The 13675-nt window shown below is 40.4% G+C and carries 7 protein-coding genes; 5 read left to right on the forward strand and 2 right to left on the reverse strand.

Annotated elements, in window-relative coordinates:
• Nucleotides 1-266 precede the first annotated feature (266 nt).
• The 5 genes from AAKU52_RS16090 (at nt 267) to AAKU52_RS16110 (ending at nt 8553) form a co-directional block, all read left to right on the forward strand.
• The gene (locus AAKU52_RS16090; protein WP_354335410.1) at nt 267-2804 is read left to right on the forward strand and encodes a Kelch repeat-containing protein; all 2538 of its coding nucleotides are present in this window, start codon (nt 267-269) and stop codon (nt 2802-2804) included.
• A 224-nt stretch (nt 2805-3028) separates the two neighbouring features.
• Nucleotides 3029-5584 (forward strand): SusC/RagA family TonB-linked outer membrane protein, encoded by a 2556-nt coding sequence (locus tag AAKU52_RS16095; protein WP_354335412.1) that lies wholly within the window; start codon nt 3029-3031, stop codon nt 5582-5584.
• 78 nt (nt 5585-5662) lie between these two features.
• Nucleotides 5663-6157, forward strand: coding sequence for a hypothetical protein (locus AAKU52_RS16100; protein WP_354335414.1), 495 nt, complete (start codon nt 5663-5665; stop codon nt 6155-6157).
• Between the two features lie 6 nt (nt 6158-6163).
• Complete coding sequence (locus AAKU52_RS16105; RefSeq protein ID WP_354335416.1) at nt 6164-7660, forward strand: RagB/SusD family nutrient uptake outer membrane protein; 1497 nt, start codon at nt 6164-6166, stop codon at nt 7658-7660.
• 17 nt (nt 7661-7677) lie between these two features.
• Nucleotides 7678-8553, forward strand: coding sequence for a metallophosphoesterase (locus AAKU52_RS16110; protein ID WP_354335418.1), 876 nt, complete (start codon nt 7678-7680; stop codon nt 8551-8553).
• Between the two features lie 282 nt (nt 8554-8835).
• Here AAKU52_RS16110 and AAKU52_RS16115 read toward each other — a convergent pair whose 3' ends face one another.
• Nucleotides 8836-10347, reverse strand: a complete 1512-nt coding sequence (locus tag AAKU52_RS16115; protein ID WP_354335420.1) for a RagB/SusD family nutrient uptake outer membrane protein — start codon at nt 10345-10347, stop codon at nt 8836-8838.
• Between the two features lie 18 nt (nt 10348-10365).
• On the reverse strand, nt 10366-13365 hold the full coding sequence (locus AAKU52_RS16120) for a SusC/RagA family TonB-linked outer membrane protein (RefSeq protein ID WP_354335423.1): 3000 nt from the start codon (nt 13363-13365) through the stop codon (nt 10366-10368).
• Nucleotides 13366-13675: the final 310 nt, after the last annotated feature.

Raw genomic sequence — 13675 nt, forward strand, 5'->3', positions numbered from 1 at the left:
ATTCGACACTTTTGGTCGAAAAAACCCAAAACTAAAAAAACAAAAAATCCAAAAAGTTAATATAATTCTGACTTGTTGCTTTTGCAACGGTCTTATTAAGTAATTATGCTTTGAAATTTAAAAGCTCTTAATATTTAACGCTGACTTAACAATTCCGTAACGCATCCGCCGTTCCTTTGCCTATTAATGGCACATGAAGTATTGAGTTTAAAGCTGACTATTTCGAGGATATGAGGTGCTGGTTTATTAATTCTGTGAAATGAGATTTGAATACCGTATTGTTTTTCCTGTTTTTAATTATTTATTGCTTACTTTCTGATTCTGAAGTCCTGTTCGCACAGCACCGAGGACTTCATTTCAACGGACAGGAAACCGTTCAGGATCAAAGAACCGGGCTGGCGTTGAACCAGGGTGCAAAAACTTGCTTAAGCCCTGAATTCGAAATATCTTTTGATTTGTATTTTTCATCTAATCATAAAGATTATTATGGCTATGTTTTCAGGTTTATTAATGATAATGGCCTCAATATTGACCTTATTTACGATCAGAAGCCGACACATCCTCAAAATTTCAAACTTGTCATTGCAGACAAGTTCTCTAAAATCGCTTTCCGTCTGGATAAAACCCTCCTTTTTAACCAGTGGAACAACTTCCGGATCAAGTTCGATATTCAAAATGACCGTATTATTTTTTATACCGGCAAGAAAGTCCTCATTGAAAATAAAGCCGGGATAAAGAATTCAAACTGCTACAGCTTTCAATTTGGGGCAAACAATCAAGGAGATTTTAAAGCCCTAGATGTTCCCCCGATGAACATTAGGGATATCCGAATCTCTCAGGGCAGCGATTTACGATATCTCTGGCCTCTCGATGAGGCCATGGGAAATTTAGCCGCTGACAGCGTCCATCAGGTGGCTGCAACTGTTTCCAATCCCACTTGGATCAATGCGATGCACAGCCAATGGAGAATTGTGAGCAGTTTTACCGCGAAAGGAAATGCCAGTGTCGCATTTGACCCTATTAAGGAAACTGTCCATGTTATCGGATCCTCTTCGTTATATACCTATAATGTAGCTGATAGAAAATTGCAAGAGATTCCTAATGCCCAAAATCATCTGATGCCGACAGGGAGTCAATCTGTTTTCAATCCTTTTTCCGGGAAACTTTATAATTTTTACATCGATGAACAACGCATCTCCAATTTTTATTTTCCAGCAAATAAATGGGTTCAAGAATATCCGGCTGCAAAAGCACTTACGATATTCTGGCATGCGAATAAGTTTGTTTCCGCCAGAGATTCTGCACTTTATATCATCGGTGGCTACGGGCAGCGCCGTTACAAGGACCTGATCCAGCGATATAGCTTCCACAGTAAAAAATGGGAAGTCGTAAAAACAACTGGGGATGTATTTCGGCCCAGGTATCTTGCAGGAACAGGTACATTCAAAAACGGCAGTGTTGCCTACATAATGGGAGGTTATGGCAGTGAATCAGGCCAGCAGATGTTGAGTCCTAAAAACTACTATGACCTGATGAGGTTTGATGTAAGCACTAAAGCTTTTAAGAATATCTACAGCCTGGAAAAGCCCGCGAATGATTTCGCCTTTGCAAGCTCCTTAATCATTGACCAAGAATCAAAGCAATATTATGGACTTGTTTTTCCTAATTACAAGTACAATTCCCACCTTCAGCTCATCCAGGGGTCATTGGAAAAACCTGAATATAGAATTATTGCAAACCGCATTCCCTATCTTTTTCACGATATCCGCTCCTACGCAGATCTTTACTGGTGCCCTCTAACCAAAAAACTAGTAGCAATCACCTTGTTAAACCGTCAGGATCAACAGACTGAGATCAAGATATATACTATTGCCTTCCCACCGGAAAACCTGATTGCTAAAACATCACCAAAACATTTCAGTTTACAGGTCATCCTCGTTATAACTTTGTTGTTAGCTGGCATAGTTTTACTAATTATCTACTATGTTTCCAGAAAAAGAAGAAGCGAAAAAACAGCTGAATGGAAAGTACCTGCAAGTGTAAAGCAGGAGATTGTTTACTCGTCTCCAACTCAGACAATACGTCCAATGTCAGTTTACCTTTTCGGAAATATGCAGGTATTCGACCTTGAAGGCCAGGACATCACCAAACTTTTTTCTCCGCTCCTTAAAGAATTAATGCTCCTGATATTACTTTTTGGAGTAAAAAAAGAGGGTGGTATTTCATCTAAGCAGATCGACGAGATTTTATGGTCTGATAAATCAGAAAAAGGAGCTAAAAATAACCGATCTGTAAACATCGGAAAATTAAAATCGGTACTTGAAAAAGTAGGAGATTTTAGAGTCAGCAAAGATACAGGCTACTGGAGAATCGAGATGGAAGATCAGCGTGTATTTATTGATTACGTAAGTTATAAGAATATCATCGGGGATACAAATCTTCCTGACCGTCAAAAGGTAGACGGCCTGCTCACCATTATTCAAAGGGGAGCCTTCCTTTCTGGGGCCGAATACCCATGGTTAGATAGTTTCAAATCAGAGATATCTGTAGAAATTGTTGAACTCCTTTTAAATTTTGCATCACCTTTCAGCATGGAAAAGGAAGCTGAATTTCTGGTGATTGTGGCCAACGCTATTTTTAGCATTGATCAGGTTAGTGAAGAGGCAATGGTTCTAAAATGCAAGGCACTAATTCATCTGGGCAAGAGTACCATGGCCAGGAGTACCTTTGAAAAGTTCTGCAGGGATCACACGCTGTTGTATAACAGTGACTATTTAAAGACCTTTCAGCAGGCTATCAGTTAAATTAATGTTAAGGTTGTTTTAACTTTTGACTTACCCGGCAAAATTAACCTTGAATTTGCCCATTATTAACCACCTCGAAGTTGCTTTGCCCGAAAATTTAAAGCAATACATGAATTGTAATTAGACATTTTATGATGGTACCATACCAGGTGCGGGGCCATTGAGTATGAACAATTTTCTGCCATTGCAGATCAAAACTTTTATTAAACCACACAAATCAGAAGATGAAAAAACATCTATTCACACTACTATTATTTTTTATTGCCCTGTATCCTGTTGCTGATACCATGGCACTCAAAGTCAAAAATTTCCCTGTTGAAAAGTCGGCTGATATCCTTATTTCCGGGAAAGTCGTAGACAAGCAGGATCTTGGGATACCCTATGCCACAGTTGCTGTAAAAGGAACAGATATTAGGACCCAAACCGCTGCCGATGGAAGCTTTAATATAAAGGCACCTTCTGAAAAAGCGGTACTGGTCGTATCATTTACCGGCTACGAGACATCAGAGCAACTTGTTGGTCAGCAGACCTCCTTTACTATTCAGCTTACTGAGAGCAGCAACAGCCTAAAGGATGTTGTTGTGATTGGTTACGGAACGCAGCGCAAATCTGACTTGACAGGAGCTGTTGGAAGCGTTAAGGGTAATGAACTGTTGCAGCGCCCTGCAATAAATGTGGAACAATCGCTGGCCGGCAGAATTGCCGGGGTAAACGTATCCACCAATTCCGGCCGCCCAGGGGGTAGAACTTCTATTGCCATTCGTGGTTTTAGTTCCATTAACGCTACCAATGATCCTTTATACGTAGTGGATAGGGTAATCTGGACCGAAGGAATAGCTAATTTGAATCTTAACGACGTCGAGGCAATCGATGTACTAAAAGATGCGTCATCAACGGCTATTTATGGTACTAGAGGATCCAACGGCGTGATCATTGTCACCACCAAAAGAGGACGTAAAGAAAGCAGTAAAGTGCGCTACGACAATTATTTCGCAATTAACGAGCTTCCTGCCTCAAGAAATCTGGAGGTACTAAACTCAAAACAATGGCTTGGCCTTGAGGATGTGGTTTATCAAAATGCAGCTAAATTTGACCCAGCGGGTTTCCTTGCCGGGAAATATATTGATCCGGTACAAAAAAGAAAGGCTTACCTCGCAGGCAATACCCTGGGCAACAAGGAACTCTTCAACCTTGACCAGAACGGCATACCACAACCTATCTATGATATTGACTGGAGCAAAGAAGTATTCAGGACATCGCTCAGTCAAAACCATAACCTTGCTTTTACCGGTGGTAATGCAAAGACCAATTATGGGTTTTTCCTTGGTTATGTTGATGATAACGGCATCATTAAGGAAAGTTTCCAAAAGAAATACAATGTGAGGGCAGTTGTTGATCAGCAGATGAAAGACTGGCTTAAGATAGGAGTTACACTAAGTTATGTGAGAAAGAATGAAGGCGGAGTGGATGACAGTAACGGGTCATATAATGTCATCCGGAACACCGTTGAAATGGTCCCTTTTATTCCGTATAAATATGCAGACGGGAAATACGGCTACGGGGGTGATTATGCAGGGCTTGAAAAACTCAATAACCCCCTCTCGGAGGCCTATGAAAACCAGATCTACTTCAATTCCAATGCATTTAACGGCAGCAGCTACGCGAATGTTAAAATCATTGACGGACTGGAATTCACTTCTACGTTTGGTACTAACATAACCAATGAAATCAATCCCACATTTTCAAGTTCTATGCTGCAGGGTGGTACCAGGAAAAACAGTTCCAGAATCGCCAGCAATGAATTAAGATACTGGCAGTGGTCAAACAGGTTCAATTACACCAAAAAATTCAATGCAGTACATAGTATAAACGCACTAATTGGTACGGAAAAACAGAAGCTCAACAGTCTTAACTGGAGTGCCGCCACAGGTTCCATGCCCGATGATTATTATTCGTACTTTAACCTCGGGGCAGGCGCCATACCTGTAACTCCCGGTTCTTCTACCAATTCTTACCAGATGGAGTCGTACTTTGGGCGCTTAAATTACAGTTTAAAAGAGAAGTATCTTTTTACTGTAACAGGTCGTTTTGACGGATCTTCCAGATTTGGAAGCAATAACCAGTTCGCATTTTTTCCCTCAGCTGCCGCGGCATGGAGAATATCAGAAGAGGCATTCCTGAAAAATAATCCTGCCATTTCAAACTTAAAATTAAGAGCGAGTTATGGCCTAACGGGCAATTCTGAAATCGGCTCTTACCGGTCTTTGGCCAACTTGAGCACCAATGCTTATATTTTTGGTGGAGCAAGGGCATCTGGTTCAGCAATCGGCAGGCTTGAAAATCCGGATCTTCGCTGGGAAAAGACCGCACAATACGACCTTGGCCTGGAACTGGGATTGTTTAAAGACAGGGTAAATATAACAGCTGATCTTTATTATAAAAAGACAAGCGACCTTCTCCTCGATGCCCCGATTCCTTCTACTAGCGGGTACAGCACGGTTACCAAAAACATAGGTAACATGGAAAATAAAGGTCTTGATCTAGGCATCAATATAATCAATATCTCAGGCGGGAATTTTACCTGGTCTACTGCATTTAATTTCTCTTTCCTGAAAAACCGGATTACTGCGCTGGGTGCAAACAATGAGGACATCATTTATGGGTTTAAAGAAAACCAGATCTTAAGGGTAGGTAATTCTGTCGGTTCTATTTTCGGTTACATCTGGGATGGAATTTACAGTACAAATGAAGCTGAACAGGCGAAAGTTTACGGTAAGTAGCCAGGTGATGTTAAGATCAGAGATCTGGACAACAATAATATTATAAATGCCCAGGACCGTGCAATAATCGGAAAGAGTATGCCTGATTTTTATGGCACCCTGGCGAACACTTTCAGCTTTAAAGGATTTGATCTGATTGTGGAATTTCAATATTCGAAAGGCAATGATATCTTTAACAACACACGTAACTCAAGCGAAGGCAGATTTGGCATCGCAAATAACTACGCAACTGTACTTGACTCTTGGCGGCCGGATAACCAAGACGCTGTACTTGAACAACTAAGACCTGCGGGCTACAGTTATTTCATGGATACCCGTAAAATGTCAGACGGATCATTTATTCGCGGAAAGAACTTATCCTTGAGCTACAATGTTCCCAAAGTATGGAGCGGTAAGCTTGGCCTGAACAGTTTAAGGATATTTGCATCCTTGCAGAACTTCCTGCTGATCACCAAATACTTCGGATATGATCCGGAGCTAAGCAACTACAACACTGCATTTTCGCAAGGGGTAACCTATTCTAATTATCCTAAGCCCAAAACATACATGTTTGGCTTATCACTTAATTTTTAAAGTACTATGAAAACCATATCTCAATTTTTGTCCGTATTTATTGTCCTGATCAGCCTTGGAGGTTGTACCAAGGATTTCCTTTCAGAAAACAATAAATCAGCTATTACACAGGAGAATTATTTTACAACAGAAGCGCAAGCACAGGCCGCAGTCGCTGGGATTTATCCTATGCTCCAAGCATTTACCCAGGATATCGAATTCAGGGGAGATGCGTCCTGGGCGCTGATGGAAATGCCTGTCGGTCATATCAATACAGGTGGATCACAGTATAAGAACGGTTCTATCAAACATACTAATTCAGCAAACGAACCGGTATACAGTATTATCTGGAGCAACTTTTACAAAGGAATTGCCAATGCCAACCTGTCCATTAAAAGGATACCCGGAATCACGATGAATGAAAAGGCGAAGAATAGCCTTATTGGAGAAGCTTATTTTCTTCGGGCGGTATACTATTATTATCTGGTCAGACTATACGGAGATATTCCGCTGATTACCGAACCTATTGATTTCACCAGTCCTAACTTGTATCCTGAAAGATCGGCTAATGAGAAAGTCTATGAACAGATTGTCAGTGATCTTAAGGCTGCTGAGGCTTCGGGCCTTCCACCAGTTGAAACAACCGGAAAAGCCTCTTTAGGCGCAGTAAAATCCCTGCTGGCAAGTGTATATTTAACTATGGCCGGCTATCCTCTAAATAAGGGAGCAGATTATTACCGCCTTGCAGCAGCAAAAGCAAAGGAAGTATTGGATGCACGTTATTACAAGCTTTTCGATAACTACAATTATCTGCATGACAGGTCCCATAAAAATAAGGACGAGCTGATCTTTCAGGTGCAGTACCTAGCCAGCGTAAAGACCAATAGGATCACCGAATTCATATCTCCCAACGGTATTTCAAAACTTACCAGTGAACTTGGAACAGTAACCCCAATCAGGGCCTTTGTAAATTCCTATGAAGCAGGCGACAAGCGGACAAAAGAAAAGGAGTTTTATTTTACAAAGGCGTTTGCAAGGGGCAGCACGACAAAGGTTGTAGAATTTGCCCCCGCATTGTATAAGTTTTGGCGTGAAGAAGGTGCAGGAGCAAGCGGTGATGGTAACTCCGACCAGAACTGGACGTTATTGCGCCTTCCTGAAGTAATGCTGATCTACGCTGAGGCCATTAATGAAATAGAAAGCCCAGACAAGTTTGCTTATGATCAGCTCAATTATATCCGTGTTCGTGCAGAATTGCTTCCACTTACCAACCTAAGTAAAGTTGACTTCAGAGAAGCGGTATGGAAAGAACGTTACCATGAACTGGCTTTTGAAAATAAATCGTATTTTGACGTGCAGCGTACACATAAAGTATATAATCTTTTAGCGGGAAAGTTTGAGGATGCATTTTCTTACACCAATGAAAGCGGAGTGAAATTCAATGAACAATATATGCTATGGCCAGTACCGCAAGGAGAGTTAGATGCGAACCAGAAACTCAAACCACAAAATAAAGGATGGTAAACTACTTAATCAAAAATATGAGAAATTATCCAAAAATATCCAGCTTAATCGCTGCCGCTACATTTATTCTTTTTACCATTGCAGGGTGTGTAAGTAGAAAGCAAGTTCGGCAGCCGTTTTTCTTTATTCAGATGACCGACCCTCAATTCGGGTTCTTTAATGCCAATAAGGATTTTGTAAAGGAAACGGAAAACTTTGAGAAAGCAATAAAGGAGGCTAACCGCCTTCATCCCGACTATGTGATCATTACCGGAGATTTAATTAACAGCCCTGGGGACAAAGCTCAAATCGCAGAGTATAAGCGTATAGTGGCCAAGCTGGATAAGTCAATTCCAGTTTACCACATAGCAGGCAATCACGATGTGACAAATGATCCTAAGCCAGAAGACATCGAAGGTTTTAATAAGAACTTCGGACCGGACTATTTCTCAATAAAACATAAAGGGACTTACGGAATTGTATTAAATTCTTTATACTTTAAAAGCCCTTCGGGAGTTCAGGCTCAGGCAGATGCTCAGGATATATGGCTGCGTAACGAGCTTCTGCGTGCAAAAAAGGATGGGGCATCTACAATCTTAATATTCCAGCATCATTCCTGGTTTTTAAAAGATCCTCTGGAAAAGAATGACTATTTCAATATTGATTTAGCAACAAGGAAAAAATACCTAGACCTTTTTGCTGCCTCCGGCGTCAGCCATGTTTTTGCTGGGCACTATCACCGAAATGCCTTTGGTAAATCCGGAAATATAGAAATGGTTACCACCGGACCGGTAGGCAAGCCTCTTGGAAAAGATCCTTCAGGGTTTCGCATTATCAGCATTAACGGCAATAAAGTAACACATAAGTATTATAATCTGGATTCCATTCCTGATCAGGCCACTCTCAGTCAATAGCTGAAAGCTTTATTAAAAGAGTCGCTGGATGGCTGGCACCCTCCCATCATAGGTAACGGAGAGATTGTAACTCTCTTACAAGTTCCGGCAGCTTATACGATTTGCACAATCGCTTTTATATTTTTTAGAAATATGAGTGCGGAGAAGTCCTACTAGGGTTGATATTCTTGTCAACCTTAAATGGTGATAAATAGAAAGGGTTAACAAGTGTATTAAAGACCTTTGTTAACCCTTTTTAAAACCCGCTGACTAGAATTAAATTATCCGATCATATGAATAGTATTAATATCCGGTATTCTGGATAAAGTTTGTGTTACCTAGCTGATTATCAGGGATTGGAAACAATAAATACTTAGGGTCATCGGTTGGTTTTTCCTGCCATGGGGTAAGGAATTTACCAAAACGGATCAGATCTTGTCTTCTCACCCCTTCCCAGTAAAATTCACGTCCGCGTTCGTCGATCAGATTATCCAATGTTAAACTGCTAAAGGCACTGGCCCCTCTCACGGTGCGGATAGAATTCACGATTGTTAAAGCAGGTCCTGTCTGAGATGTTCTTAATAATGCTTCAGCTTTCATCATCAAAACATCAGCATAACGGTAATATACCCAGTCATTTTCAGGTAAACCTGTGGAGGTATTTACATAATCTATCGGATACTTTATTACTCTGATCCCAGCTACTTCAAGGTGGTTCGGATCACGTTCTATAATACTTACCTCAGGTGTAAAAACAAGCTTATTACCTCTGCGGTCTTTCAATGCAGCTCCACTCTGGTTATATTGCTGTCCAATTAAGAAGCCTACATTAACTCCAGCAACATTCGTGATTCCCGGATAGGCACCACCTCTACGTTTATCAGAAGCTTCGAACTTATTATAAAAATCTGAAAGTGTGGAAAAGCCATTGTTACCTCCAGGGTTTTGATTGTAATGCAATCCTGCTATCCACATACTGTTTAATCCACCTGCATCAGAACCACCGATGTTTTGTGCTGTAAAAATATTCTCTTTAGATAGAAGATTGTTTGTAGGTGCAAAATTACCAAAGTAATCAGCAGTTAAACTATACTTGCCAGTCGAAATTATTTCATCAGCAAGTTTAATCACTTCAGCCATATCTGCTGCAATGAAAGTTGGTGCGGTCCGGTTAATGAACGCTCCCTTATTTAGGTAGCATTTCATGAGTAAGACCTTTGCTGCATCTTTATTGGCAATATAGTTTGGCCCGTCGGGCAAATCAGTGATAATTGCCTTTAATTCTGAAATGAGGTAGGCGATTTCTTCAGGTGCTGTTCTTACTTTCGAAGGCAAAGTCACATCTTCTCCTGGTTCACGGTAAGGGACTTGTCCCCATCCATCAAGAATAGAGAATTGAGCAAATGCACGTAAAAAGCGTGCTTGAGCTGCCTGTGCGACAGTTGGATTAAACTGAAGCACATTTGTGCTCACATAACTTACACTGTTTAAGTCTCTAAAAACACTCGAGATGCGAGCATGATCTGGTGCCCATCTATGCAAATGTAATGCTCTCCAGGCACCATTATCGTCCCAGTCACCAGCCCTTGTTGGCGCAATGGCCTCGTCAGTAGGGAATTCCTGTAGTGCCCACCAGCCATATGTTCCCTGGTAAGGGTTCCGCATCGCTGTATAAGAGGCATTTAACAGCGCAGAAACGTTCCCTGATGATACACCTTCATTACCTATCTGACCATTTAAATTTTCGTCAAGTTTGGTACAGCTTGAAACCGATAACGCTAAGGCCGTAAAAGCTATGATATATTTATTTTTCATGTCTGTTAGTATTAAAAATTAAAGAGAAAAGTTTACACCAAAGTTGAAGGTTCTGGCTGATGGATAGGAAACATAATCAATTCCAGCAGATGGAACCCCATTGATACTTTTATCCACATTCACTTCTGGGTCGAAACCTGTATATTTTGTGATCACAAATAAATTTTGTCCATTCACAAAAACATTAAGGCCTTTTATTGATTTTCCAATATTACCCAGGTTGTAATTAATTGTTGCATTCGCTAATTTTATATAATCTCCCTTTTCAATATATCTAGAAGAAGCTGCGATTGGATTTGCCAAAGATTCCTGAATTGGAGAATTCAACAATTTAGAAGAAACATTCCTTCCTGTTCCCAAGTTAGAAATAGGAAGCACAGAATTGGCTGTGTTGTTGTAAATATCTTGACCTAATGAACCGTTAAAGTTTGTTGTTAACGATACTTTTTTATACCTGAAACTCGTAGTAAAGCCAAGAATAACGTTAGGATTGGGATTGCCAACGTAGTAATAGGTATACCCATCATCTGTATAGGTAGAAAAACCACCAGCATCCAAACCATTATATTGTCTGGTTACCATGGCAAATAGCGGAAGTCCGCTTTTAATTACTTCTGTCGTTACGTCTGATAAACCTTGGCCGCTTAATGCACCGGTTTTAATAGTTCCCAAGATGCCATCTACCTTATTTTTAATGAAAGTAACGTTTCCGCCTACCGACCAGGAGATGTTATCTTTTTCTATAACGTTAGCGTTTAGATTCATCTCGACCCCTTTATTGGAAACCTGTCCTGGTAAATTCACCCAGGTAACAGTTACCCCTGCGTTAGCCGGAACCAATGGAATTTGGGGAAATAATAAGTCGGTCGTCGTTTTATTGAAATAATCCACAGATCCGCTAAGCACATTTCCAAAAAGGGCAAAATCCACCCCAATATTCGTTTGCTTGTCAGACTGCCATTTTAATTTTTTGTTCTCGTTATTTACGCCCACAAGAGATTGCTGACCATTAGAATAGGTAATGTTATACCTTTGGGACGCAGATCCTGAAGGGAATTCCTGATTACCGGTTTTACCGTAACCAGCTCTGATCTTTAATTGGTTTAACCAGTTCACCTCGTTCAGGAAGCTCTCGTTTTTAATATTCCATGCAGCAGCAAAAGAAGGGAAATAACCATAACGATTTTCAGAACCAAATTTAGTAGATCCATCTGCTCTAAAAGTGGCTGTCAGCAAATACTTATCATCATAATTGAAGATCGCTCTGGCGAAATAGGACTGTAACTGAGTTGTTGGATCATTATAAGATGAAATGGTACGGTTTGCCGGTGCAACAGCCTGCATTGCATCAGTATAATCAACAGCAATTTCACCAAAGCCTTTTGCTGTACTGGTTACTCCTTTATTAATATAATTGGTATATTCGTAACCAGCAATCGCATTTAAGTTCAACTTGCCAATAATCTTCTTATTAAAATTCAAAGTATTGGTAAACTGCTGGGTAATCAGCTCCGTATTAGAATAGCTTGCATATCCACCCAGAAAATCACCATTAGCTTCAATACCGCTTAAATTTAAATAACTGCGGGTAGATGCCCTTCTTATTCCTGTACTATAATTGATGCTGGCCAACATGCGAAATTCGAGCCATGGCGTGATCTTATAATAAGGGGACACACTTCCAAGGATGGTAGATACTTTAGATTTATCACTGCTTGCGTCTGACATCACCAATGGGTTGATCGTCGTAGACCGTGGTTCAATAAAAAGGGAACCGTCGGCATTTCTCATTGATCGTGTTGGGTTCCAGGAAAGAGCCTGACTAATTAAGCTACCTGTAAAGCCGGCATCTGTTGTAATGGGTGCAATATTTTCTGTATACTGGTTACTGATCATATTTACGTCCAAGCCCAGTTTTTTGCTGTCCAGAAATTTAAAACTTCCGTTAAAGGCACCACTGTATTTTTTAAAATCTGTTTTTCTTAAAATGCCTTGCTGGTTTTGGTAACCAAGAGAAGCACGATAAGTATTGCCATCATTACCACCGCTTATGCCAACAGAATAATTCTGATTATAGGCAGTACGCGTGATCTCGTCTAATGCATCCACATTACTCCCGTAATCTCCTGTATTCTGATTATATTTTTTTAAAGCTGCACGATATTCATCACCGTTAAGGATATCAGGCCTCCTGGCTAAATTACTGACCCCAACAGACCCGTTAACGTCAATTTTAGTCGCCCCCGACTGACCTCTCTTGGTGGTAATCAATACCACACCATAGGCTGCCCTTGATCCATAAATAGCGGTAGCGGACGCATCCTTTAAAACCTCCATACTCGCAATATCAGATGGATTAATAAAATTTAACGGATTTCCTGCCGGAGCATTACCTACACCGCCACTGGCAGAAGGCCTGGCTGATCTGCCATCCAGCGCAACGCCATCCACAATATATAAGGGCTGGCCTGTTCCTGTCATCGCTGTGTTGCCCCTTATCCTTATCGTAGTGGAACCCCCTGGCTGACCGCTATTATTAATCATTTGAACACCGGCTACTTTTCCTTGGATTAGTTGATCAGGAGCAATAAGTGGCCCTTTGTTAAAATCTTTAGCAGAAACGGTAGTTGCCGCACCGGTTAAATCGCTTTTTTTAACAGAGCCATAACCAACTACAGTAACTTCTTGCAGGGTATTACCGGCAATTAAAGTCGTATTAATAGTGCTTCTGCTATTGATCGTCACCGTTTGAGATTCGAGGCCTACATAACTAAAGGTCAATTGCTTTGCCGTAGTCGGTGCATTGATGCTATATTTGCCATCTGCACCTGTTAATACAGCAACTGATGTTCCTGTTGCGGTAACAGTAGCGCCAATTAAAGTGTTATTCTCATTGTCGTAAACTGTACCTCTTATTACCACCGATTGGGCATAAGAAAACAGGTGAGTGGAAACTAATAAAAAAGTCAATAAGACCGTAATAACGTACCACTTCCGTGGAGGTAAAAACTCGTTCATAAGATTTGGTTAATAGTTAAATAATAAATTTTTCAGGTTTTTTGTGTAGTGATTAAAACTTGGTTTTAAATTAATAATGATTGAAGTAAATTAACGATTTTACCTAACTTACATTAAATAGCTGTTATTTGAGAGAAAATAACAAGTTTTATTTTCTTATTAAAATTACGCATTGTATATTTATTTCTAAAAATATAAATTTTATGAAATTATAGTGTAACGACTCAGGTTGTCTATGAATTAGCAATAGTTGAGAAGGCATTGAGTATTTGCTGCTGATTTTTCTTACATGTATCGGTAATGGAACGAA

This window comes from Pedobacter sp. CG_S7 (genome assembly GCF_040544395.1).
GTDB lineage: Bacteria > Bacteroidota > Bacteroidia > Sphingobacteriales > Sphingobacteriaceae > Pedobacter.

Bases quoted from the DNA above. Each gene is read 5' to 3' on its own strand.
- AAKU52_RS16095 (WP_354335412.1), top strand. From the start codon at position 3,029: ATGAAAAAACATCTATTCACACTACTATTATTTTTTATTGCCCTGTAT.
- AAKU52_RS16120 (WP_354335423.1), bottom strand. From the start codon at position 13,365: ATGAACGAGTTTTTACCTCCACGGAAGTGGTACGTTATTACGGTCTTA.
- AAKU52_RS16115 (WP_354335420.1), bottom strand. From the start codon at position 10,347: ATGAAAAATAAATATATCATAGCTTTTACGGCCTTAGCGTTATCGGTT.
- AAKU52_RS16110 (WP_354335418.1), top strand. From the start codon at position 7,678: ATGAGAAATTATCCAAAAATATCCAGCTTAATCGCTGCCGCTACATTT.
- AAKU52_RS16100 (WP_354335414.1), top strand. From the start codon at position 5,663: ATGCCTGATTTTTATGGCACCCTGGCGAACACTTTCAGCTTTAAAGGA.
- AAKU52_RS16105 (WP_354335416.1), top strand. From the start codon at position 6,164: ATGAAAACCATATCTCAATTTTTGTCCGTATTTATTGTCCTGATCAGC.